The organism is Pontibacter toksunensis, from assembly GCF_042686245.1.
Classification (GTDB): Bacteria; Bacteroidota; Bacteroidia; order Cytophagales; family Hymenobacteraceae; genus Pontibacter; species Pontibacter toksunensis.
The window spans coordinates 436,612-459,739 of the sequence record NZ_JBHUOX010000002.1; the positions used below are offsets into that span (position 1 = coordinate 436,612).

18 protein-coding genes and 1 riboswitch are annotated in these 23,128 nt (G+C 49.3%); of the genes, 9 read left to right on the top strand and 9 right to left on the bottom strand.

All coding sequences use genetic code 11. The features are described 5' to 3' along the window. Window positions 1-30: 30 nt before the first annotated feature. Window positions 31-939 (top strand): sulfate adenylyltransferase subunit CysD, encoded by a 909-nt coding sequence (gene cysD / locus ACFS7Z_RS04665; protein ID WP_377481648.1) that lies wholly within the window; start codon window positions 31-33, stop codon window positions 937-939. A 1-nt stretch (window position 940) separates the two neighbouring features. Continuing rightward, the gene (locus ACFS7Z_RS04670; RefSeq protein ID WP_377481651.1) at window positions 941-2,221 is read left to right on the top strand and encodes a sulfate adenylyltransferase subunit 1; all 1,281 of its coding nucleotides are present in this window, start codon (window positions 941-943) and stop codon (window positions 2,219-2,221) included. Window positions 2,222-2,514: 293 nt separating this feature from the next. Here the strand turns inward: ACFS7Z_RS04670 and ACFS7Z_RS04675 are convergent, their stop codons facing one another. The 5 genes from ACFS7Z_RS04675 to ACFS7Z_RS04695 all read right to left on the bottom strand — a co-directional run bounded on the left by ACFS7Z_RS04675 (window position 2,515) and on the right by ACFS7Z_RS04695 (window position 9,063). Then, the gene (locus tag ACFS7Z_RS04675; protein ID WP_377481654.1) at window positions 2,515-2,961 is read right to left on the bottom strand and encodes an OsmC family protein; all 447 of its coding nucleotides are present in this window, start codon (window positions 2,959-2,961) and stop codon (window positions 2,515-2,517) included. Between the two features lie 158 nt (window positions 2,962-3,119). Continuing rightward, on the bottom strand, window positions 3,120-4,286 hold the full coding sequence (locus ACFS7Z_RS04680) for a trans-sulfuration enzyme family protein (RefSeq protein WP_377481657.1): 1,167 nt from the start codon (window positions 4,284-4,286) through the stop codon (window positions 3,120-3,122). 95 nt (window positions 4,287-4,381) lie between these two features. Further along, a complete protein-coding gene (locus ACFS7Z_RS04685) occupies window positions 4,382-5,932 on the bottom strand; it encodes a TSUP family transporter (RefSeq protein WP_377481660.1) in 1,551 nt (516 codons plus the stop codon). Window positions 5,933-5,961: 29 nt separating this feature from the next. Then, window positions 5,962-6,795, bottom strand: coding sequence for a uroporphyrinogen-III C-methyltransferase (cobA, locus tag ACFS7Z_RS04690; protein ID WP_377481663.1), 834 nt, complete (start codon window positions 6,793-6,795; stop codon window positions 5,962-5,964). A 135-nt stretch (window positions 6,796-6,930) separates the two neighbouring features. Continuing rightward, complete coding sequence (locus tag ACFS7Z_RS04695; RefSeq protein ID WP_377481666.1) at window positions 6,931-9,063, bottom strand: nitrite reductase; 2,133 nt, start codon at window positions 9,061-9,063, stop codon at window positions 6,931-6,933. 505 nt (window positions 9,064-9,568) lie between these two features. Then, a riboswitch (SAM riboswitch) is annotated at window positions 9,569-9,670 on the bottom strand. 527 nt (window positions 9,671-10,197) lie between these two features. Between ACFS7Z_RS04695 and ACFS7Z_RS04700 the strand changes: the two genes are divergently transcribed. Further along, window positions 10,198-12,684, top strand: coding sequence for a TonB-dependent receptor domain-containing protein (locus ACFS7Z_RS04700; protein ID WP_377481669.1), 2,487 nt, complete (start codon window positions 10,198-10,200; stop codon window positions 12,682-12,684). A gap of 148 nt (window positions 12,685-12,832) precedes the next feature. Here ACFS7Z_RS04700 and ACFS7Z_RS04705 read toward each other — a convergent pair whose 3' ends face one another. Next, window positions 12,833-13,117 carry a hypothetical protein gene (locus tag ACFS7Z_RS04705; protein WP_377481672.1) on the bottom strand — a complete coding sequence of 95 codons (285 nt, stop codon included), beginning with the start codon at window positions 13,115-13,117 and terminating at the stop codon, window positions 12,833-12,835. A 512-nt stretch (window positions 13,118-13,629) separates the two neighbouring features. Further along, the gene (gene mug / locus ACFS7Z_RS04710) at window positions 13,630-14,187 is read right to left on the bottom strand and encodes a G/U mismatch-specific DNA glycosylase (protein ID WP_377481674.1); all 558 of its coding nucleotides are present in this window, start codon (window positions 14,185-14,187) and stop codon (window positions 13,630-13,632) included. A 295-nt stretch (window positions 14,188-14,482) separates the two neighbouring features. On the opposite strand from mug, the gene ACFS7Z_RS04715 reads away from it, so the two are divergent. The 6 genes from ACFS7Z_RS04715 to ACFS7Z_RS04740 all read left to right on the top strand — a co-directional run bounded on the left by ACFS7Z_RS04715 (window position 14,483) and on the right by ACFS7Z_RS04740 (window position 21,284). Beyond that, the gene (locus ACFS7Z_RS04715; protein ID WP_377481677.1) at window positions 14,483-15,373 is read left to right on the top strand and encodes an EboA domain-containing protein; all 891 of its coding nucleotides are present in this window, start codon (window positions 14,483-14,485) and stop codon (window positions 15,371-15,373) included. Between the two features lie 44 nt (window positions 15,374-15,417). Continuing rightward, entirely contained in the window at window positions 15,418-16,362 is a 945-nt protein-coding gene (locus ACFS7Z_RS04720) for a TatD family hydrolase (protein WP_377481679.1), read from the top strand. Then, complete coding sequence (eboC, locus tag ACFS7Z_RS04725; protein ID WP_377481682.1) at window positions 16,362-17,270, top strand: UbiA-like protein EboC; 909 nt, start codon at window positions 16,362-16,364, stop codon at window positions 17,268-17,270. Before ACFS7Z_RS04720 ends, eboC begins: the two co-directional genes overlap by 1 nt. Window positions 17,271-17,397: 127 nt before the next feature. Next, window positions 17,398-18,588, top strand: a complete 1,191-nt coding sequence (locus tag ACFS7Z_RS04730; RefSeq protein ID WP_377481685.1) for a 3-dehydroquinate synthase — start codon at window positions 17,398-17,400, stop codon at window positions 18,586-18,588. A gap of 73 nt (window positions 18,589-18,661) precedes the next feature. Then, complete coding sequence (eboE, locus tag ACFS7Z_RS04735) at window positions 18,662-19,945, top strand: metabolite traffic protein EboE (RefSeq protein ID WP_377481688.1); 1,284 nt, start codon at window positions 18,662-18,664, stop codon at window positions 19,943-19,945. Further along, complete coding sequence (locus ACFS7Z_RS04740; RefSeq protein WP_377481691.1) at window positions 19,890-21,284, top strand: alkaline phosphatase family protein; 1,395 nt, start codon at window positions 19,890-19,892, stop codon at window positions 21,282-21,284. Before eboE ends, ACFS7Z_RS04740 begins: the two co-directional genes overlap by 56 nt. A gap of 156 nt (window positions 21,285-21,440) precedes the next feature. Here the strand turns inward: ACFS7Z_RS04740 and ACFS7Z_RS04745 are convergent, their stop codons facing one another. Continuing rightward, on the bottom strand, window positions 21,441-22,250 hold the full coding sequence (locus ACFS7Z_RS04745) for a carboxylesterase family protein (protein WP_377481693.1): 810 nt from the start codon (window positions 22,248-22,250) through the stop codon (window positions 21,441-21,443). Between the two features lie 167 nt (window positions 22,251-22,417). Then, the gene (locus ACFS7Z_RS04750) at window positions 22,418-23,125 is read right to left on the bottom strand and encodes a 3-keto-disaccharide hydrolase (RefSeq protein ID WP_377481696.1); all 708 of its coding nucleotides are present in this window, start codon (window positions 23,123-23,125) and stop codon (window positions 22,418-22,420) included. Between the last annotated feature and the right edge of the window lie 3 nt (window positions 23,126-23,128).

Here is a 23,128-nt window from a genome sequence, read left to right on the forward strand (position 1 = left end):
GAAACACGATTTGAATAAACAATACAAGAAATGACTAAAAGATACCTTGATTACCTCGACCAGCTGGAGGCGGAAGCCATCCATATCATGCGCGAGGTAGCAGGCCAGTTCCAAAAGCCGGCCTTACTGTTTTCGGGCGGTAAAGATTCCATTACCCTGGTGCGTTTAGCTGAAAAGGCTTTCCGCCCGGGCAAGTTCCCGTTCCCGCTGGTGCACATCGATACGGGGCATAACTTCCCGGAAGCTATCCGGTACCGCGACGAACTGGCTGATCGACTAGGTGAGAAGCTGATTGTACGCAACGTAGAAGATACGATCAAAAAGCAAAACCTCTCGGAGCCAACCGGCCGCTACGCCAGCCGCAACGGTCTGCAAACCTATACCTTGCTGGAGACGATAGAGGAATTCGGATTTGACTGCTGTATTGGCGGTGCCCGCCGTGACGAAGAAAAGGCTCGTGCAAAAGAAAGGATCTTTTCAGTAAGAGACGAATTTGGTCAGTGGGACCCGAAACGCCAGCGCCCGGAGCTTTGGAACACCTACAATGGTCGCATTTCTTTAGGCGAAAACGTACGCGCCTTCCCTATCAGCAACTGGACGGAGCTTGATGTATGGAACTACATCAAGCGGGAGGAAATCTCTCTTCCCAACATATACTTTACCCATGAGCGGGAGTGCCTCATCCGCGATGGAAAGCTGATGGCCACTTCAGACTTTATTTACCGCGACCCGGAAGATGAAATCGTGAAACGAAATGTACGTTTCAGAACCGTGGGCGATATGACCTGTACCGCTGCCGTGGAATCGGTGGCCTATGACATAGACTCTGTGATTGCTGAAATCATCGATTCAAAAATAAGTGAGCGCGGCGCTACCCGCATCGACGATAAGTTATCGGAGACTGCCATGGAAGACCGCAAGAAAGGAGGATACTTTTAACATGGATATATTAAGATTTATAACAGCAGGTAGCGTAGACGACGGTAAAAGCACTCTCATTGGCCGGTTGCTGTACGATACAAACCAGATTTACATCGACCAGCTGGAGGCTATTGAAAGCTCCGGCAGGGTAAACGAAGACGGGCAGGTAGATTTGTCGCTGCTGACGGACGGTTTGAAGGCCGAGCGTGAGCAGGGTATTACGATTGATGTGGCCTACAAGTACTTCAGCACACCAAAACGCAAGTTCATCATCGCCGATGCCCCTGGTCATATCCAATATACCCGCAACATGGTAACGGGAGCCTCCAACTCTAACCTATCTATTATTCTAGTAGATGCCCGGAATGGGGTGCAGGAGCAAACCCGCCGCCACTCTATTATCTCTTCGCTGCTGGGTATTCCGCACCTAGTTATCTGCATCAACAAAATGGACCTGGTAGGTTACGATGAAAACGTTTTTAACCGGATTGTAGAAGATTACAAGCAGTTCGCCGCCTCCAAGTTAAATGTTAAAGACATTACCTTTATTCCAATCAGCGCCCTGAAAGGGGATAACGTAGTAGATAGATCGGAGCACATGCCCTGGTACGAAGGACCTAACCTACTGGAGCATTTAGAGAAGGTGCCGGTATCCAACGACTTCAACCTGGACGATGCCCGTTTCCCGGTGCAGTACGTTATCCGCCCTCATACCTATGAGCACCACGATTACAGAGGCTATGCCGGTAAAATAATCAGCGGCACATACAGCAAAGGTGACAATGTTACGGTGCTGCCTTCCGGCCAGACTTCTACTATTAAATCAGTAGAGTTAGGTGGCAAGGAACTGGAAGTAGCCTTTGCGCCTATGTCTGTGGTACTGCAGTTAGAGGATGATGTAGACATCAGCCGTGGTGATGTAATTGTGAAGCAGGAGGAAGACCTGGACGTAACGAAAGAGTTTGAAGCACTTATTTGCTGGATGAACAACAAGCCGCTTAAGGCGGGTGCCAAGTTGTTGCTGCGCCACAATTCCACCGAAACACGTGCGGTTGTAAGACAGATACAGTATAAAGTGGATGTTAACTCGCTGGACAATATTCTGGATGCAGACCAGGTACAGCTAAACGATATCTGCCGTGTGCAGATTAAGACGGCTACCCCCCTGCTGCTGGACAAGTATGAGAGCAACCGCGCAAATGGCGGCTTTATCTTAATTGATGAAACTTCGTTCACGACGGTTGGCGCTGGCATGGTTGAAAGCATAACCCACGAGAGTGAACTGAATTACATGATATAAAAACACACAAGTATCAGGACGTAAGACATAATACTTTCTGATACTATAGTAATTTAAAAAAGGAACAGCCGCTGCGGGTATACCCGCAGCGGCTGTTCCTTTTTTAAACCTGGCGGGAATCTATCCCGTGACATTTTATGGGTGCGAGTCTCCAGACTCGCTGGAACTACAGCTGTATCTCAATTAGCTGATTTTCTCCTCAAAACGCCGCTGTTGTGTGTTTTCACCAACAGCTTGCTACTCGTTAAGCACAGCAGGGCAGGAAGTGTGTTTTATCCTGCACAATCTACATCTTACACCAAATCACCAGGCATGCCAAGCTTTCCGGCAGTTAATTCAAAGGCATGGCTGATGGTGGATGTTTTATATAGAATGGCTGCTACGGAGCAGTATTTGTCCATCGAAAGGTTTATTGCTTTCTGCACCTTCTCCTCATCCAGCGGCCCTCCTAGTATAAAGTGAACGTGGATGTCCTTGAATAAAGACGGCACCTCTCCCGGCACCCGTTCTGCTGTTACTTTTATATCGAATGTATCTATCTGCTGGCGCTGCTTTTTCAGAATCTGAATAATGTCGATGGCACTGCAGCCACCTAAGCCCATGAGCAGCATTTCCATTGGTCTGGCACCTGCGTTGTGGCCGCCAATCTCTGGAGACCCGTCTATATGCACCTCCACGCCAGAGGCACCTTTAGCTGCAAAATGAAAATCCTGATCGACGCGCGTTAAATTTACTTCCATGTGTTTTGATTTTATATAGTACTCAGAATCCACAAAGGGTTCAGGTAACTGGTTTGATATGCTATATGCAAAAAGATGAATGCCCAGCTGTTTCCACCCTCCTACTGAAGTGCAGACCCGCAACTGCAAAAATCAGCTGTTCGAATAGGAACAAACAATTACACCTCCGCCAACGCCTGCTCTATATCTTCAATGATATCCTGCAGACTCTCTAAGCCAACTGATACACGAATAAGCCCTTCGGAAATTCCTGTAGCCGCCTTTTCTTCGGGGGAGAGTTTTGAGTGTGTGGTGGAAGCCGGATGCGTGACGATGGTGCGGGTATCACCTAAGTTGGAGGTGATGGTAGCTATCTTCAGGCTATCGATAAAGCGTGTTGCAGCTTCATAACCGCCTTTTACCACAAAAGTGACGATGCCACCGCCTTGCTTCATCTGCTTCTTCGCCAGCTCATACTGCGCAAAAGACGGCAGGAAAGGATAATTCACCACCTCCAGCGCCGGGTTACCTTCCAGCGTTTGTGCCAGCTTCAGTGCGTTCTCGCAATGCTTATCTATGCGCAACGAAAGCGTTTCCAAACTCTTGGACAACACCCAGGCATTGAAAGGGGACAAAGCAGGACCTGTGTGGCGCGAGAAGAAGCGAATCTCTTTTATCAAGTCGGCTCTGCCCACTACTAGTCCGCCTAATACGCGTCCCTGGCCATCAATGTACTTCGTGGCAGAATGCACAACAAGGTCAGCACCATAGTCGACAGGAGTTTGGAGAAGTGGTGTGGCGAAGCAATTATCTACCACTAAAAGCAGGTTATGCTTCCGCTTCAGCTCCCCCAGAAACTCAAGGTTAATTAGCTCCAGGCCTGGGTTAGAGGGTGTCTCTACCAGAATCATTTTCGTTTGCGGTGTGATGCGTTTTTCCCAATCTTCGGGCTTACTGGCATCGGCGTAGGAATGGGTGATGCCCCAGCGCGGCAGAATGGTAGTCAGCAGTTGGTGCGTAGAGCCAAAAACAGCGCGACCCGCCAATATGTGGTCTCCTGCACTCAGCAACGAAGCTATGCTCGTGAATACCGCCGACATGCCTGTGGCAAAAGCAAACCCATCTTCCGCTTTCTCTAAATAGCACATTTTCTCCACCAACTCATCCACGTTCGGGTTAGAGAAACGGGAATAGATATTGCCTGCCTCTTCGTCGGCGAATACTGCCCGTGCCTGCTCGGCACTTTCATAGGTGAAACTGGAGGTAAGGTATAGTGGCACCGAGTGCTCCCGGTTATGGCTGCGCTTTGCCTGCAACCTGATGGCTTTTGTTTCTTTATCAGACATGTTAAATAATTCTTGCTTGCTGCGTTGGTAGTTGATTCTATAGGCAACTACAAGCCGTATCAACTATTAATGTTTTAAAATCCGGTGTCCTCTTATTACATAAAGAAGGCCATAAAGATAAGGCGCAGGCTGACGATGATAACGACAATACCGACAATAATCATCATAGTTTTAACCGGCAGCTTTCTGGCCAGCAGCGCTCCTAAAGGGGCTGCAATTGTGCCGCCTAATATTAGACCTATGATTATTTGCCAGTGCGTGATACCTATAAGGGAGATAAATGCAACGGAACTGGCAAAGGACACAAAGAACTCCGCTAAGTTTACTGAACCCACAGTATACATCGGGTGTCTGCCTTTCGCTATCAGGGTGGAGGAAACAATGGGTCCCCAGCCACCACCGCCAATCGCATCCATAAAGCCACCGACAGCACCCAGCATGCCCAGCCTTTTTACAGGGCTCTTCTTTACGTGCTTCTTCAGCACCTTCCGGATAATCAGAATACCCAGGAACAAGGTATAGCAGGCCACCAGCGGCTTAATAAGGTAGACGTATTCCTCCAGGGTATAAAGCAGGAAAGCACCCACAATGGCTCCTAAAACACCGGGAAACACAATGGTTTTGAACAACTTGCTGTTTACATTACCAAACTTAAGGTGCATCCAGCCGGAAACGCCGGAGGTGAATATTTCGGAGGCGTGCACACTCGCACTCGCCGCTACCGGCGATACGCCAAAGCTGAGCAGGAACGTCGTGGCACTCACACCATAAGCCATGCCAAGGGCACCATCAATCATCTGTGCTACAAAGCCAGCCAGTATAAAAATCAAAATTTCCCTGTCCACCTGTCCGGCCACATCCAGTGCCACTGCACCAATGGTGCTGAACGGAATATAGCTGAAGAGAATATGGCCCGTCACCATGAGAGAGAGTGATGCGAGCAGAAGCATCAGCACTACTTTCAGGCTGTACTTTCCTTTCTTTTTCTTCTCCCTAACGGCAGAAGCAGTCGCAACATTTGGCTCCACGAGTACTTCGGTTGCCTCGTTCAGGCGCTTCACTTTATAGGCAAAGTCGCCCTTGAGTGTAGCCCGTAGCTGCGTCATTTTGTCCAGCACCTGCTCCAGTTCTTCAGGCAGGCCCTCGTTCAGCACCTGCTTTATGCGCTTGGCTACCGTTGGGGATTTGCCGTTGGTGGAGATAGCCAGCTTCAGGCTTCCCTTCTGTACAATGGAGCCAAGGTAAAAATCGCACTGCTGCGGTGTATCGGCTACGTTGGTTAATATTTTATGCGATTTTGCCAGGTCACGTATGGCTACGTTGAGGACATTATCGTTAGTGGCAACTAGTACGATGTCCTTTCCAGCCAGGTCTTCCTCAAGGAACTCACGCTTTACCAGTGTCACCAAGGGGTGGCTGGCGGCCAGTTCTACTATTTCAGGACGAATTTCAGGGGCAACCAGCACCACCTGCGCCTGCGGGCTGTTGGCTAGAATGGCCGAAAGCTTTTCAAGGCCTACATAGCCTCCGCCTACTACCAATGTCTGCAATTGCTCCAGCTTTAGAAAAACCGGGAATAGCGGATTCGTAGCGTTTGGTGTTGTTGCAGCGGGAGGAATAGTGGTTGTGTTCGGGGAGCTACTCATTTATTTTTCGATGCTTCAGGAATATAGGCCTACGCTTTTACCAGTTCCTGCACCTGTTGCAGATCCAGGGTGTAGCGCAGCGACGGATGGTAAGAAACCACCTCTCCGATAATGATGATGGCTGGTGCACCCACGCCTTTTGTCTCTACCCGCTCCACGATGTTATGCACGTTGCCGAACACAATCTTCTCGTCAGGCAGCGAGCCGTTCTGGATAACAGCGATGGGAGTGTCGGCCTTGCCGGTAGCGGTAAAGATTTCAGCAATCTGCGCGAGCTTACCCATTCCCATCAGAATGATAACACTGGCACTGGATTGTGCCGCCAGCTGGATGTCTGCGGAGATATCACCAGACCTAGTTGTGCCTGTTATCACCCAGAAGCTTTCGTTAACGCCCCGTATCGTCAGCGGAATCTGCTGCAATTCCGGTACCGCGATAGCACTGGAGATACCCGGTACTACTGCTGTCGGGATAGTATACTTATCGGCATACGCCAGTTCCTCATACCCACGGCCAAACACAAAGGGGTCGCCGCCTTTCAGCCGCACCACGTGTCCGTAAGCAAGGGCAGACTCCAATATTAATTCGTTTATCTCCTCCTGTTTCAGGCTGTGTGCCCCGGCGCGCTTTCCTACAAATAGCTTTGGTGCGTCGGCAGGTGCATGCTGCAGTAACTCCGGATTAACCAGCGCATCATACAGCACCACATCGGCTTGCTGCAGCGCTTTTATTGCCTTCAGGGTAATCAGGTCTATGTCGCCGGGTCCGGCTCCAACCAGCGTCAGCCTCGGCTGCTTCTGTGCTGCCGTCTCCGCTAGTACATGCCCTTTCTCCTGCTTTATTTCTTTATTTCTGAATGTCATCTTGATTTAATTATGAATAAATGAATAATTGGGTTCTGAAGATGATTTAAGTACAAGAGGAGTTCATGTATACTTGTTGAACTCACTCCCGCACCTATTCAATTATTCATAGTTCAGCTATTCAAAATTCGTTTTCTACGCCTCGTGCTTTAGCCTGGCAGGAGCAGTTAAGTCACGCTGCTCTTTTCGGTACTGGGTGGCTTCCTGCAGGAACAGTAAGGCTTTGTTCAGGTATTCTTTTGCAAAAGCTTCGCCCGGTTTATGCTGGTTTATCTGCAGCACTTCTGTTTTAAAGTCAGGGGCAAAGTTGAAAAGTCCTTCTGACACAAAGTGTGTGTCAAAATCCTGAATGATGCCTGCCTGGGTGTTGCACTTCACATTTTTATCCAGCAGGAGTGCTTTGGCAGTGCTCACAAAAGAAGCATAGCCATAGTAGATGGCATCAGCATAGCGCTTGTCTTCCATTGCCTCGGCCGCCCACTCCAGTTTCTCATCCGACTCATACAGCAGCGTCGCCACCAGGTCAATCATGACACCGGCACACTCACCCACACCAATGGCAGTCTCAAACTGCTCCTGGTGTCCCCAGTCTACAAAGTCATCTGCCGTAATGGTGGTCAGGTCAGCAAGCGGCTTCAGCATCTGGTAGAAATAGTCCTTGCCGTTTCTGTCGAAGTACTCGTTAAAGCGCTCGTTTTCCTCCTTGTTCGCCAGGTAGTCGTTTATCACCAGGCGCACCACTTCAGGCCCTCTCTTGCTCGGTACCTTCAGGACTTTCTGCGCAATACGGCCTTCTCCGTTCACCACCGTGCCTCCGCCTAGTAGCACCTGCAGGGCTGGCAATACGCTCTTTCCGCTTTTCAGGGAAGAACCATGGAAGCCCAGGTTGGCCATACCATGCTGGCCGCAGGAGTTCATACAGCCGCTTATCTTAATTTTGATATCGGTGTTAAACAGCAACTCCGGGTACTCTGTGATAATAACATTCTCCAGCACTTTGGCTGTGGTCATACTGTTAGAAATACCAAGGTTACAGGTATCAGTACCCGGGCAGGTAGTAATGTCCGCCACGCTGTTGAAGCCCGGCTCAGCAAGCCCTATCTCATCCAGCCTTGCGTAAACGTAAGGCAGCGCCTCTTTTGTCACGTACTTAAGTAACAGGTTCTGCCCCTGCGTTACCCTGATTTCATCGGCCGAAAAATCGCGCACCAAAGGAGCCAGTTCCCTTGCTGCATCGCTGCTGATGTCTCCGATAAGCACTTTGATATACACCCCGTAGTAGCCTTCCTGCTTTTGCTGAAACACATTCGTCTTCAGCCACTTGTTATACTTATCTGTGTCTTCGATAACATAGTCAGGAATTTCCTTTACTTCAGGCAAAGCCGGTTCAAAGCTGACATTCTTGTCAATCTCAAAAGAATGCGACTTCAGGGCATTGTACTCTTCGTTCACCAGGCGCATCACCTCTTCCAGACCTAGTTTGCCAATGAGGTATTTAAAACGGGCTTTGTTACGGTTGTTGCGTTCACCATGGCGGTCAAAAATGCGGAGCACACCCTCAATCACCGGAATCACCCTGTCTTCCGGAAGGAACTCATATGCTGTGTGTGCCAGTGCAGGTTGCGCACCGAGTCCGCCACCAATCATTACTTTAAAGCCACGGATAGTTTCACCGTTTTCCTCCTTCACCTTCGGTATAAAGCCAAGGTCGTGCATGTAAGACATAGCCGTGTCGGAGTCGCTGGATGAAAAAGAGATCTTGAACTTCCGGCCCATGTCCTGGCAAATAGGATTGCGGAGGAAATAGCGGAAAGTAGCATCGGCATAAGGCGACACATCAAATGGCTCTTCCGGGTCTATCCCCGCCTCCGGTGAAGCTGTCACGTTACGCACCGTGTTACCGCAGGCTTCGCGCAGCGTAATATCGTCCTTCTCCAGGTTTGCCCACAGCTCAGGCGTTCTGTCCAGGCTCACAAAGTGTATTTGGATGTCCTGGCGCGTGGTCAGGTGCAGGTTCCCGGTAGAGTACTCATCAGAAATAGCGGCAATGCGCACCAACTGCTGTGTGGTCATTCTGCCAAACGGCAGCTTGATACGCACCATCTGTACGCCCAGCTGACGCTGCCCGTAAACGCCACGGGCCAGGCGCAGGCTCTTGAATTTATCTTCCTGCAACTTGCCCTCACGGTATAACCTGATTTTCTTTTCCAGGTCAATGATATCCTTTTCTACTATCGGGTTCTCTATTTCAGATCTAAAGCTTTGCATACAAATGTTTTGTTTTATGGGAGAGCCTGTAAAGGCTTCTGCTCAATAATTAAGTGATGAATTAGTTTATACGTTCAACAGCTGCTGCACAGGGCAGAAAAACTGCACAAAAGGAGGGTGATTCATCATGCCCACGCGCAACAACAGCGTAAGTGCCTCCTGTCAGAAGGAATACTGCTGGTAAAGGCACCTTTTAAAAGCGTGATGGCCCTGTATGTTAAATATGAAGTAGTGGTAAAAGACATAAACCTGTTGCTCTGCAAATCAGCTAACGGTACATATACCTGATATGCCGCAGACTGCGCTATTAAAGTTCAAGAAGAATGACTGTTCCTATAAAACCGCCAAAAGCTATGTCAGCCTGGTTAAGGAAAGAGAGGGTGTATCCTTTAACAGGAACAACAGCAACAACAGCGCATCTCAGGCAGGGATGGGGTAAAGCTGTCAGAATAAAGTACTAAACTGGTGGGTTGTAATATGCCTGATGTCTTGTTCATGGTTCTTTAATTTATATTTCCCCTTCGTTGGGCAGGACTTGGCACCTTTCCATTCGGATGGTTGCCAGAGGGTCTGGGAGCCTGTTCTCTCGCCTCTTCGTCTATAAATTTCTTGCGGATAGCAATAGTATTCTTTGCAAAAATAGAAAATATATCTCACATAGTATACCATATTGCCAAATATGTGAGATTATTTTCTATACAACAGTCAGGCCCCCAAAGTTCCCTTGCAGCACAGGCAGCTGTATAAGGCCCTGACTACCTGAATTCTTTTAGCGCTAGCAGGTCCTGAAAGTCTATAAACAGCCGCAACTCGTTCTTGTTTCAATCTAATGTATAGCGGTGTGGCCTGCACGCCCCGCGCTTTCTCTGCCTTCTCTTTGCCGCTCCGGATTTTATACTTTCCCGGTGCTGTTTATACTGTTCTTTTTAAACCCCGATAAAGCAGCCCTTTCTAACGACGAATGACTTGTCGTTAACTCCTGCCTATTCATATAGAAATGAGATGCATTGGTATAATCTGTTTCAGCAGTCAGGAAAAGCAGGTTTACTTTGTGCCTGACTAGAAAAAATAATGACCACGCACCCCATCACACCCACTTTACCTGTTTTTTCACAAGACCATCTTATCTAAACTATGAAGAAGAATCTACTCATTATATTACTGGGTCTGAGCACCACCACAGTGCTGGCCCAGGCACCTCAAAGCGGCCCCCTGCAACAGAAACAAATGGCTGCACCTGCTAAGGGTAATGCGACAATAAGCGGCATGGTACTGGATGCCGAAACAAAGCAGCCCATTGAGTTTGCCACAGTAGCTCTCATCAGCCTGAGCACGGACAAGCCAGTTGATGGTGCGATGGTGGATGATAAAGGCCGCTTCACAATACAGAAAGTAGCAGCCGGTCATTACAAAATCAACGTGTCTTTCCTGGGTTACCAGCTCCGAACTGTCGAGAACGTTACAATAGCCAACGACAATGCCGAAGTGAACATCGGAACAGTTAGCCTTGCCTCCGATGTGAAGAAGCTGAGCGAAGTGGTGATAACGGGCGAAAAGCCACTCGTGGAGGAAAAGATTGACCGCACAGTATATAACGCTGAGAAAGATATCACCAACGCAGGCGGAAACGCAGCTGATGTGCTGCAGAAGGTACCGTCGCTGAGTGTGGATACCGATGGAAACGTGCAGTTGCGCGGAAGCTCCAACGTACGCGTGCTTATCAACAACAAGCCTTCCTCTATTATGGCAGGCAATGTGGCAGATGCACTGAAACAGATTCCGGCAGATATGATAAAGTCCGTGGAAGTAATCACCAGCCCGTCTGCCAAGTATGATGCAGAAGGAACAGCAGGTATCATCAACATCATCACGAAAAAAAATAGCGGACTACAGGGGGTAAACGGTTCTGTGAGTGCGACAGCAGGTACACGCTCCAGCAACGGGAATGGCAGCCTGAACATGCGCAACGGCAAGTTCGGCATCAACGCCAACGCCAGCACAGTGCAGTTCTACAACCATGGCGATATGACCAACATCACCATCCTGCCAAAGTATAGTACTGCGTCTGATAACCGAAGCATACGGGAGCAACTCGGCGACACCAAAATGCGTGGCGGCTTCCTGAATGCCCAACTTGGCTTTGAATATGATATTACGCCAAAAAACAGCCTTTCAGGTAGCATACGCCGAAACTGTGGAGAGTTCAGGATGAAGAACGACCAACGCCAGGTCTTCACCACCAACGGTGTGCCCGTGAATGACCTCACCTTCAATACTGACGTTGAGAATCGTAACAAGCGCCAGGGCACTGACCTGAACCTGGACTTTGTGCACACTTTTAACAAGCCGCAGCAGGAACTTACTTTCCTGTCGCAGTACTCTGTCACGGATGCCGACACACGCAACTACCAGGATCGTTACAACGCCGGCGAGGCTCCTTTTTACCTGCAGCGCAACAACAACGACGGCGGCAACGACGAACTCACTTTTCAACTAGACTATGTGCACCCGTTTGAGAACAAGACGACGCTGGAAGTGGGGGCAAAATCCATCTTCAGAGATGTAAGCAGCGATGCCTTCTACAAGGCCATCTATCCTGACACAGAAGAAACCGAGCGGGAGGTCTTTGAATACGGGCAAGATGTACTCGCCTCGTACCTGACCTATGGCTTTACTGTGAAGAAGAAGCTGAACGTGAAGCTGGGTGGCCGTTATGAGCACACGGAAATCAATGCTGATCTCATCACCGCCGGGCAGGCCTTCTCTGATAACTATGAAAACTTTATCCCGAGCATTGCCTTCTCTTACACCTTAAAGGAAAAGCACACGCTAAAGGCAAACTTCACGCAGCGCATTCAGCGCCCGTCGCTGTTCTACCTGAACCCTTATGATCAGGAGCAGGCACCAGGCACTGTAGTACGTGGCAACCCAAACCTCGATGCCGAATTAACGAACCTGGTGGAATTGGGGTACAGCACCTTTTTCAATACTTCCTCTATCAGCGCCAACCTGTATATGCGCGAGACTGACAATGCCATTGAAACACTGCCGCAACTGGAAGGAAACACCACTGTGCTGACATTTGCAAACGTGGCAGTGAACAAGACCTATGGCATGAGTCTTTTCGGATCTGTGAAGCCCGTGAAAGCTTGGACCATCGGGGGTAGCTCTAACGTTTATTTCGTGGACCTGAAGAGCAGCCAGTATGAGAATAGCGGCTGGATGTATAACATTAACATGAACTCGTCTTATACTTTAGGAAAAGGATTCAGTGCTCAGTTCAACGGTGGCTTTAACTCACGAAGAGTGCAGTTGCAGGGTAACTTTGCCTCTTTCTCTTACCACACGCTGGCTTTCAAGAAGGAACTGTTCGCTGGAAAAGGCGGTATCAGCCTGGGCCTGGATAACCCTTTCCGTGAAAGTATGATCATGAAAATTGATGTGAATGCCATCGACTATGAGCAGCATATCCGCATCAACAACTACAACCGTGGTGCCCGCGTTACCTTCGACTACCGCTTTGGCAAGTTAGACCAGAAGAAAGCACCGAAGCGCAAGAAAAGCATTCGCAACGACGATGCGAAGCAAGGCGACGGCAATGGTGCCGGTGGTGTACAGTAAAATTATTTTTTATCATCAACAGAAAAGCCTCTCCTGATCAGGAGAGGCTTTTCTGTTGATGATTATATATGAGGTACATAAAAACCTCTCCAAACTTCCTGTTTAAGGTTGTCTGGAGAGGCTGTATATAAAGTCTACTGGTATTTATTTATACTGTCTCTTTTTCAAGCTCGCGGTATACCTGCTTTGTTTTAACATGCAGTGAGAACCAGGAGTAATTACTTTTCAGCATCTCAAAATTAGAACCTTCCACCACACCATTCAATCCTTTCTTGGAAAGTGCATCGGCAATCACATCATCTTCTATGATGAAAGTATCTACCACCAATCCACCATTTACAAAGGAACACGCTAAGCCAGTTTGATCAGGCTTATAAAGTAAAGTTTTGCTTTTATTAAGTCCGCTCTCTAATCTCTCTAAATAATCCTTCATAGTGTTTTTTACAGTTCTTTGCTTTTAGGTTTGATTTTGGTTCTGAGGTTTCAGTTATATTGGGTTGACAATTTGCAAAGTCTTATAGTTCAAAAGTATACTCAATAACTGCAATTATTTTCAATAATAGTGTAAACAGCACTATATCAAGGGTAAACGAGTGTTTTATAAATATGTATCATTAATCTACACAGCAGATTTTTTACCTGATCGTTAAGTCTTTAATACATATAATATTTACTATATAAAGGCTCCGGTGCCTATTACGCCCATTCTATTAATAAGGTTAGATTTTAGGTTAATATTTTTTCGGGAAAAACTTATTTTCCCCTCCACCCAATTTTTCCACCTGCTTTCATCTAGCAACCACTTACAAAAACGACTTGTGGCGAATATATTTTAGAACATAGTTCCGAATGAAAGCCAGAGTATAGATCGAAAGGACTATGCCAGTAGTAGGAGAAGAAACTTGAGTACAACATACTCCTTGTCAGCCTCATACTAATGCTGCTTTATTTCATACTTAACGTTTCCCGCAACTCGCGGAACACCTGTGCCAGCGCGGCCGGAGGAAAATGCGCGTTTAAGCCACTTGGGTTGGGCAATACCCAAACTTGGGTTTCTCCTATGGTTTCCGGCTGCGGCCCCAGTATAGCCTTAGGCAAACTAAACGCACCTCGATAAGCCGTAATACCAAGAAAAGCGACCACCTGCGGCTTGTACTGCAGCACCTTTTCTTTCAGCAGCTTCCCTCCTTCTACCAGTTCTTCCGTGCTGAGTTCTGCCGCTGTGGCTGTGGCGCGCGCTACAAAGTTGGTGATGCCACAGCCGTAAGTAAGGAGTTCCTGCTGCTCCTGCGGCTTTAAAAGGCGCGGCGTAAAGCCTGCGGCATGCAAAGTAGGCCAGAACCTGTTGCCGGGCCGAGCGAAATTATAGCCGGTCGCTGCCGTATAGAGGCCGGGGTTAATGCCGCAGAAAAGCACCAGTAAATCGGGTGCTATTACATCCCGCACAGTCTTTCCTGCTGCAGCCAATATTTCCTCTTTTGAAGGTTTATATATATGCATCATTCTTTTTACCTTTACCTCTGGGTGTTTTGTTGCAGTATGGAGGCTGGCATGCTGGTGCCGCACCCTCTGCCGCTCCTTTTTCCTGTTCAACAGAAAAAAGATGTTTAAACTTAATGCTGGCTCAGCACTGCCTCCTGTTGCAGTGTACACACTATTCAGTTTTTGTAAAGCTGAACATATGGTTCCTGCAACGTTAAAAGCGTAAAGGCATTAACAGGACAAAAGCAGTCTTAACAGACCGGCTGTAGTACCCAAAGAATAAGGTTCAAAATTGTTTATCTTAAACTATACGCTCGTGTATCAGGCAGACATAAACGCAGGCAAAGCTTTTCTTAAAAAACTTCTCGCGAACAGCACTTCGGACCAGGGCATGGAATGGCTCACCCAAAAGATGAACCAGCTAGCTTCTGATTCCGCTAAAGACAAAGACCTGTTTCTTGCTTTCAGCGCTGCTACGCGCTTTGTCGGGAAAGAGACACTTTACGTAAATGAGGAAGACCTAAAACAGGCCGATACGATTCGCAAGGGCTTTAACCCAAGCCGCTGGACTGCCGACCAGGCTGCCCGTACCCTCCTGCTACTTTCGCTACCTGCTCAGGACGCCGATGCTTTTGTAAAGAAGGTAGAGACGCTGTTTAGTACCGCCGACATGGGAGAACTGGTGGCATTGTATGGCAGCCTGCCGCTGCTGCCTTACCCGGATAAGTTCAGGGAAAGAGCAGCCGAAGGCGTGCGCACCAATATGGGCGACGTATATGAAGCCGTAGCGCTGGAGAACCCGTACCCTGCCGAGTTTATGGAGGAAGACCCCTGGAACCAACTGGTGCTGAAGACACTATTTGTTGGAAAGCCACTCTATCGCATTTACGGCATCGATTCGCGCAGTAATCCGAAACTAACACGTATGCTTTCAGACTATGCCCATGAGCGGTGGGCAGCTGGCCGTCCGGTATCTCCGGAGCTATGGCGCCCGGTGGGTCCTTTCATAGATGAAACTAATATCAAAGATATTCAAAAGCTGTTCTCTCAACCAAATGAGACAGAGCGTGAAGCAGCCGCACTGGCCTGCGCACACAGCAGCTACGGGCCAGCCAGAGAACTCCTGGAGGCACACCCTGAGCTGAAGCATAAAGTAAAGAACGGCGAGATAAACTGGAGCCAGATTGGCAGCAAAGCCCTGGCTTAGCGTAAAAACAGAAAAACGAAGACATCATCAAAAAAATAAAACCTATGGATACCCAGAACCTGATGCTGATTGACCCGCACATACACATGACCTCCCGCACCACCGACGATTATGAGCGCATGCGCAAAGCGGGGATCGTGGCTATTATAGAACCTGCTTTCTGGCTGGGCCAGCCCCGCACAGAGGTCGGCTCTTTTAAAGATTACTACAGCAGCCTGGTAGGTTGGGAACGTTTTAGGGCAAGCCAGTTCGGCATCAAGCACTACTGCACTATCGGCCTTAACTCAAAAGAGGCAAACAACGAAGCCCTGGCAGAGCAGGTAATGGAGCTGCTGCCGCTCTTCGTCTATAAAGAGGGTGTGGTAGGTGTTGGCGAAATAGGCTACGACGACCAGACACAAGCCGAGGATAAATATTACCGTCTGCAACTGGAACTGGCAAAGGAAACAAACATGCCGGTGCAGATCCATACGCCGCACCGCGACAAGAAATCCGGTACCATCCGAAGCATGGAGGTGAGCCTGGAGCATGGCATTGCCCCGGACATGGTGATTGTGGACCACAACAACGAGGAAACGGTGAAAGACGTGCTGGACAGGGGCTTCTGGTGTGCCTTCACCATCTACCCGAACTCTAAAATGGGCAACGAGCGCATGGTTGAAATCGTGAAGCAGTACGGCTCTGAGCGCATTATTGTGAACAGCGCCGCAGATTGGGGCATCAGTGACCCGCTTTCTGTACCAAAGACAGCCTCCCTGATGCTGGAGCGTGGTATTTCCTTAGAAGATGTACGCAAAACTTGTTACCAGAACGCCCTCGATGCCTTTGGCAAGAGCGGCCAGATGCATGAATCTGATTGGCTTACACCAAATAATGTAGACCAGCGCGAGAAGTTCTCAGACAATTCTGTTTTAAGAGGAGGACAAACACCTAAAGTCGGTGACATGGGTGCTGACGAGGGAGAGTTCGGCTCTAACATTGTACGCTAATGACGCAAGTTTGGGCTTACCTGCGGCTCATGCGCCCTGCTAATATCATTACTGCTATCGCGGATATCATGATGGGTTTTGCAGCCTCAGGTGCTATACTTTCGCGCCCATTCTGGGAGGGTAGCTTGAATGCTGAAACGCTGCAGCCACTGGGCTGGCTCGTGCTTTCCACGATTGGTTTGTATGGCGGCGGTGTGGTGTTTAACGATGTGTTTGATGCAGAGCTAGACCGGGTGGAGCGCCCGGAGCGGCCTATCCCAAGTGGAAAAGCCTCTGTAGCAGGAGCCGCTACTTTAGGGGCGCTGCTGTTACTGAGTGGTGTGCTGGCAGCCTGGCAGGTGTCGCTGCTTAGTGCTGTTATTGCGCTGGCCATAGCCTTTCTCGCTTTGCTCTATGATTACCAGGGCAAGCATAACACGCTACTAGGCCCTATCAACATGGGAGCGTGCCGGGGTGGCAACCTACTTCTTGGGATAAGTGCTGTGCCTGCTGCTGTAGGGCAACTATGGTTTATGGCACTCATTCCTATTGTCTACATTGCTGCCATCACGATGGTGAGCCGTGGAGAGGTGCATGGTGGTAACACAGCAGCTCTGAAGGGAGCTGCGTTTATGTATGCGTTGGTGTTTGCCGGTATCATTAGCCTGTCGCTGTTGCCGCACTTTAACCTGTGGTACAGCATTCCTTTTTTACTGCTGTTCGCTTACCTCATTATTCCGCCGCTCGTTAAAGCGATGCCTGCCAGAGAGCCGAAGCTTATAATAAAAGCGGTTAAAGCCGGTATTCTGGCCTTGATTGTGATGAACGCCAGTATGGCCGCAGGCTTTGCCGGCTGGCAGTATGGGCTACTGGTATTGCTCCTTTTACCGGTTTCGATTTATGTTGCAAAGAAATTTGCTGTTACCTGAGAATTGTTAAGCCTTACCCGGTGTTCTAAATGTAAAGAAGGCGTAAATTGGATACTATTTAGGCCAAAATGAAATTGAATTCCTACTTTGCCATGCAAGATGGAGAATTCATCAACTCGATAATTAGATGCTTCAAAAAGATATGAAGGCGATTGAGCAGTCCTTTTCAGTGCAGTACAGGTATGGAATTTACTTTACCAAAGGCCTCTTTGAGCCTGAGAATAACTTATTCTCGGAGGTACTGCAGCAGGACAAAGGCACTGCCCCCCGCAAAGTGTTTTTCGTGATAGACAGTGGTGTGGCAGACGCTCACCCGCACCTTGTAGAAGACATAAAGAACTATACATCCCGCCACAAGGACGTAATGAAACTGTTGGCTGAGCCGATGCTGATTAAGGGTGGTGAGGAAGTGAAAAACAGTACTGAACTGCTGCAAAAGCTATTGGAGGCTGTAAACAACCACCGCATCGACCGCCATTCCTACTTTATTGCAGTGGGTGGAGGCGCAGTACTGGACATGGCTGGTTTTGCGGCGGCTATTGCGCACAGGGGCATCCGTCATATCCGCATCCCCACCACCGTGTTGGCGCAAGACGACTCTGCGGTTGGTGTAAAGAACAGCTTCAACTTCTTTGGCAAAAAGAACTTCCTCGGTACTTTTGTCCCTCCTTTTGCGGTCATCAACGACAGTGATTTCCTGCTCACGCTGCACGACCGCGACTGGAGGGCCGGCATGTCTGAAGCCGTAAAGGTGGCTCTGATAAAGGATGCTGCTTTTTACAAGGAGATAAAAAAGGATGCTACCAAGCTGGCGCAGCGCGATATGCCTGCCATGCAGCGGCTTATTCACCGATGTGCAGAAATGCACGTGGAGCACATTGGCGGAGCAGATCCTTTTGAGTCAGGTTCCTCACGGCCACTCGACTTTGGCCATTGGGCTGCCCATAAGCTGGAGCAACTCACCAACTATGAGTTGCGCCACGGTGAGGCAGTGGCCATTGGCATTGCCCTCGACACCACCTACTCTATGCTCAAAGGCATGCTAACAAGGGAGGAACATGAAAATGTGCTGGAACTACTGGAAAGCTTGGGCTTTGAGTTGTACGTGCCGCAGCTGTCGCAGCAGGAACCAGGTATTGAGCAACTTAGTATATGGAAGGGGCTTCAGGAATTCAGGGAGCACCTGGGTGGCAAGCTTACGATCATGCTGCTGAACAAAATAGGCGAAGGTGTGGAAGTACACCACATGGAAGAACCGCTCTTGCTACAGGCCGTAGAAGAATTAAAAAAGCGCCACCACCCTCAGCCTGCGGCTTAAGCAAAATCCTTAAGTAAACAGCAGCATTTTATGGTTTGTAGGCTGCTGTTTTCTTACTTTAACTTGGCAAAACATGTATCTGAACACAGGTCATCACCTTACCTATTGCACCAACATTCACCCTGGCGAAACTTGGGAAGATGTATTCCAACAGCTTCAAACTTACTTCCCGCCACTCAAGAAAAAGCTGTCCCCGGACCAGCGTTTCGGCATTGGTTTGCGCCTCTCGAACAAAGCCAGTGAGCAGATTCTGGAGGGAAATAACCTGAACGAGTTTAAGCAGTGGCTGCAAGATCAGGATTTGTATGTGTTCACGATGAACGGCTTTCCGTACGGTGGCTTCCATAAGCAATCAGTGAAAGACGACGTGCACAAGCCGGATTGGACTACGAACGAACGACTGATGTACACGGTGCGCCTGGCCCGCATTCTGGCAGAGCTCCTGCCGGATGGCATGGAGGGTGGCATCTCTACCTCTCCTCTTTCTTACAAGCCCTGGTTTTTAGAGTCAGATGATTCTAAAGTGAAGTCTGTTTTCAACCAGTCGACAGAGAAGCTTGTATCCCTGGTAATTGAACTGTTACAGTTGAAGCAGGAAACAGGCAAGACCATCCATATAGATATAGAACCGGAGCCGGACGGACTGCTGGAAAACAGCAAAGAGGTTATCAACTTCTATCAGGAGTGGCTTATTCCTGCCGGCGTAAAGGCCCTGCACGAGTTGGAGGGGCTCAGCAAGGACGATGCGCGGGAGGCAGTGCTACACCACATACAGGTTTGCTACGACGTGTGCCACTTTGCGCTGGCCTATGAAAAACCTGCCGAGGCCTTTGCAAAACTCACTCATGCCGGCATCAAAGTAGGGAAAATACAGCTCAGCGCAGCCCTCAAAACAAGCTTACCGAAAAACGATGTGGTAACCCGCGGCAAGCTGGCAGAAACGTTTGCCTGCTTTGCAGAATCCACTTACCTGCACCAGGTGGTGGAACTTGATGAAGACGGCGAACTGACGCATTATCCCGACCTGACCTTCGCGCTGCAGCACATCCGCAAGCCGAATGCTACGGAGTGGCGCATGCATTTCCATGTGCCGCTGTTCACACAACAGTACGGGGGCCTTCAGTCTACTCAGGAGGATATTACGGAGGTACTCAGGCTAATGCAGCAAAAGCAGCTGACCGCTCACCTCGAGGTAGAGACCTATACCTGGGACGTACTGCCGGAGGATATGAAAAAAGACCTATCAGAATCTATCCAGCGGGAGCTGGAGTGGGTTCTTGCAACCATAAAAACCACTGAAAATGCAGAAGACGGTAGTGCTGGACGTAGTCGGGCTCACACAATCACTCCTCGGTAAAAACACGCCTTTTCTGGCAAAATGGGCAGCAGAAGCGCAGAACACAGTGGTGCATCCTGTTTTGCCCGCTGTTACCTGCACGGCGCAATCCACCTACCTTACGGGCAAATGGCCGGAAGAGCATGGCATTGTAGCCAACGGCTGGTATTTCAGGGACGAGGATGAAGTGAAGCTGTGGCGCCAGTCGAACAAGCTGGTGCAGGCGCCGAAAGTGTGGGAAGTAGCCCGCGCAAAGGACCCCAACTTCACCGTCGCCAACATGGGCTGGTGGTACAACATGAACACCTCCGCCGACTATACCCTGACGCCGCGCCCGCAGTACCTGGCCGATGGCCGTAAAATGCCCGACTGCTATACACAGCCTGCTGATCTGCGGGACATGCTGCAGGCGAAGCTGGGCACTTTCCCGTTGTTCAACTACTGGGGCCCGAAAACCTCTATTAAATCCAGCAAGTGGATAGCGGACGCGAGTAAAATAACAGATGACTTGTACAACCCGACGCTCACGCTCATTTACCTGCCACACCTGGACTATAACCTGCAACGCTTCGGCCCCAGTGACCCGCGCGTTGCGAAAGACCTGCAGGAAATTGATGCCGTGGTAGGTGACCTGATTCAGTTTTATGAGGCGAAGGGTGCGCAGGTGATTGTGCTGTCTGAGTATGGTATCTCGGATGTGAGCCAGCCGGTGCACCTGAACAGGGTGCTGCGCAAGAACGGCTACATTGCTGTCCGCAACGAACGAGGAACGGAACTTTTGGACATGGCCATGAGCAAGGCTTTTGCCATGGCCGACCATCAGATAGCACATGTCTACATTCATAACCCTGCTGATATAGCGGCGGTGCAGAAGCTGCTGCAACAGGTGCCGGGGGTGCAGGAGGTGTTGGCTGGCGACGAGCGTAATAAGTATAGACTGGCGCACGAACGATGTGGTGAACTGGTGGTGGTGGCCGATCAGAACTCCTGGTTTACCTACTACTTCTGGCTCGACGACAGCAAAGCACCGGACTATGCCCGCATGGTGGACATCCACAAAAAGCCAGGTTTTGATCCGGTAGAAATGTTTGCAGACCCAAAAATCAAGTTCCTGATACCGAAAGTGGCGGGTAAAGTTCTGAAGAAAAAGCTGGGATTCCGGATGGTGATGGACATTATCCCGCTGGATGCTACCCTTATCAAAGGCTCGCACGGGCGCATACCTGAAGACAAAAGCGAATGGCCGGTGCTGCTCACCAAGAACAAGCAGCAGCTGCCACAGGAAATACTGGCAGTCGATGTGTACAATGTTATCCTGTCACATCTCCAGGTGCAGAAGCAGGAAATAGCTTTTAAATAAAAGAGAAGGGACCACATGCTTTGCGGTCCCTTCTCTTTTATTTAAAAGGCCTCTTCAAGTCATAAACAGCTTCAAGCGTACCGGTATTGGCTTATACTAGCAGAGCTAAAGAGCATTGGAATACCGGCAAGTGACGAACCAGGGCGTTAAAACACACTATTTCTTCTGATGAGTAAATAGCCACGGCAGCAGCTCCGGCTCATTAAATGCGTTTACCCAGCTGTTATGGTCTACCCCCGGATAAACAGTTAGCTTTGCCTCACCGCCTGCCTTTTCTATTGCTTTTGCCATCACAAGAGAATGCTCCACCGGCACCACACTATCCACTTCTCCATGGAAAACCCAAAGCGGTACCTTCTTCGCAAACTTCCTCGCTGTTGCTGGAGCGGCTCCGCCACAAACCGGGAAAGCCGCGGCAAAGGTATTTGGCTTGCGGCGCAGTATCTCAAAAGTACCCATACCGCCCATCGAAAGGCCACCTACATAGATGCGTTCCTTATCCACGTAATCAGCATCTTTTAAGTCACCTAGCAGGCCCAGCAGGTTATCCATGGCTGCTGTGGGTTTGCCGCCTCTCCGAAAGTTGAACATGCGCTTGCCATTCTCATCTGGAACAATGTTTACATTAGACCAATAGGAATCCTTTGGGCACTGTGGGAAAACCACGATGGCCGGATACTCCTCCTGTTTCTCCAAAAACAAATCAGCGCCATACACCAGTTGCGCCTCATTGTTATCACCACGCTCGCCGGCACCGTGCAGCACCAGTACGAGAGGGTATTCTTTTGAAGAGTCGAAGTTTTTGGGATACAGGATGCGGTACGGCAGCGTGTCGTTGTTCTGGATGTACAGCTTTCGCTCGTAAGCCTCCAGCTTTCCCTGTGCTTTCGTTGAAATAGCTGCCGTAATAAGCAGAAAGGCCAGCACTACTTTAGAAAGCCTCCTGTATTTTTGCGATGGTAGCATTACTTCTCTTTACCTTAACATAAATTTCATTATTCCATCAGCTTTTTAATTATTCACATCAGCTATGAACACCGCTGTTAGCAGGCACAAAATAGGAGTTTAATCTTAAGAAGCCTACAGATATAAATAAGATTGGAGCTGGACCGCAAGCTGAGCATCGGACAGAACTATTCTTTCAAGTCATCATCCAGCTCTTTTATGGCAATATTACGAAATCGATGTGCTGCTCCTGGTGCCCAGGAGTTTAAACCGCAGCAGTCGCCGGCAGTGGGCGAGAACAAGGAGGTCCAGTGCGATTGCAAGCCAATCATACCTTCGGTTGCGCCAGCGATGAAATCGTTTTTGGGCTGAACCACGTCCCACATTTGCACCCCATTTATCCAAAGTGTGACGCGCGGCACTTCGCCTACCATGCGTATCCGGAACGAGTTCCAGTCGTTTGGCTTCCATACCTTTTCCCGGTCTGTCGCTAAGGCAACTTCACTGACCGGCATACGCTCTCCATAGAGGTTGCCAGTGCTCTGGGCAGCATCATCCAATTCAATCTGGTAGGCGATGCCGCTTTCGGAGGAACGAAGAAAGATACCGCCGTTCGTGAAAGAGTCTATCTTTGCTTCCAGGTAAAGGTCGAAGTTCTTGTATTTCTTATCTGATAGCAGCACGCCTCCCTGTCCGTAAGGGTTCTGTCTCAGCACAATGGCACCATCCTCCACCTTTACATCCGGTGTTGTTCCCTGGTGGGTGGTACGGCTAATGTGCCAGCCTTTCAGGTTCTTGCCATTGAAGATAGGCTTATACCCTTCCGGAATCTGCGCAGCCGCCGCATGGAGTAAAAAAGTGAACAGTAAAAATGGTAGTATATTTTTTAGCTGCATAAG

Coding starts and splice junctions, on each gene's coding strand:
- ACFS7Z_RS04740 (WP_377481691.1), top strand. CDS start 19,890: ATGCAGAAGACGGTAGTGCTGGACGTAGTCGGGCTCACACAATCACTC.
- ACFS7Z_RS04685 (WP_377481660.1), bottom strand. CDS start 5,932: ATGAGTAGCTCCCCGAACACAACCACTATTCCTCCCGCTGCAACAACA.
- mug (WP_377481674.1), bottom strand. CDS start 14,187: ATGATGCATATATATAAACCTTCAAAAGAGGAAATATTGGCTGCAGCA.
- ACFS7Z_RS04750 (WP_377481696.1), bottom strand. CDS start 23,125: ATGCAGCTAAAAAATATACTACCATTTTTACTGTTCACTTTTTTACTC.
- ACFS7Z_RS04720 (WP_377481679.1), top strand. CDS start 15,418: ATGGATACCCAGAACCTGATGCTGATTGACCCGCACATACACATGACC.
- ACFS7Z_RS04745 (WP_377481693.1), bottom strand. CDS start 22,250: ATGCTACCATCGCAAAAATACAGGAGGCTTTCTAAAGTAGTGCTGGCC.
- ACFS7Z_RS04700 (WP_377481669.1), top strand. CDS start 10,198: ATGAAGAAGAATCTACTCATTATATTACTGGGTCTGAGCACCACCACA.
- ACFS7Z_RS04680 (WP_377481657.1), bottom strand. CDS start 4,286: ATGTCTGATAAAGAAACAAAAGCCATCAGGTTGCAGGCAAAGCGCAGC.
- ACFS7Z_RS04730 (WP_377481685.1), top strand. CDS start 17,398: ATGCTTCAAAAAGATATGAAGGCGATTGAGCAGTCCTTTTCAGTGCAG.
- ACFS7Z_RS04670 (WP_377481651.1), top strand. CDS start 941: ATGGATATATTAAGATTTATAACAGCAGGTAGCGTAGACGACGGTAAA.
- ACFS7Z_RS04675 (WP_377481654.1), bottom strand. CDS start 2,961: ATGGAAGTAAATTTAACGCGCGTCGATCAGGATTTTCATTTTGCAGCT.
- ACFS7Z_RS04695 (WP_377481666.1), bottom strand. CDS start 9,063: ATGCAAAGCTTTAGATCTGAAATAGAGAACCCGATAGTAGAAAAGGAT.
- cysD (WP_377481648.1), top strand. CDS start 31: ATGACTAAAAGATACCTTGATTACCTCGACCAGCTGGAGGCGGAAGCC.
- cobA (WP_377481663.1), bottom strand. CDS start 6,795: ATGACATTCAGAAATAAAGAAATAAAGCAGGAGAAAGGGCATGTACTA.
- eboC (WP_377481682.1), top strand. CDS start 16,362: ATGACGCAAGTTTGGGCTTACCTGCGGCTCATGCGCCCTGCTAATATC.
- eboE (WP_377481688.1), top strand. CDS start 18,662: ATGTATCTGAACACAGGTCATCACCTTACCTATTGCACCAACATTCAC.
- ACFS7Z_RS04705 (WP_377481672.1), bottom strand. CDS start 13,117: ATGAAGGATTATTTAGAGAGATTAGAGAGCGGACTTAATAAAAGCAAA.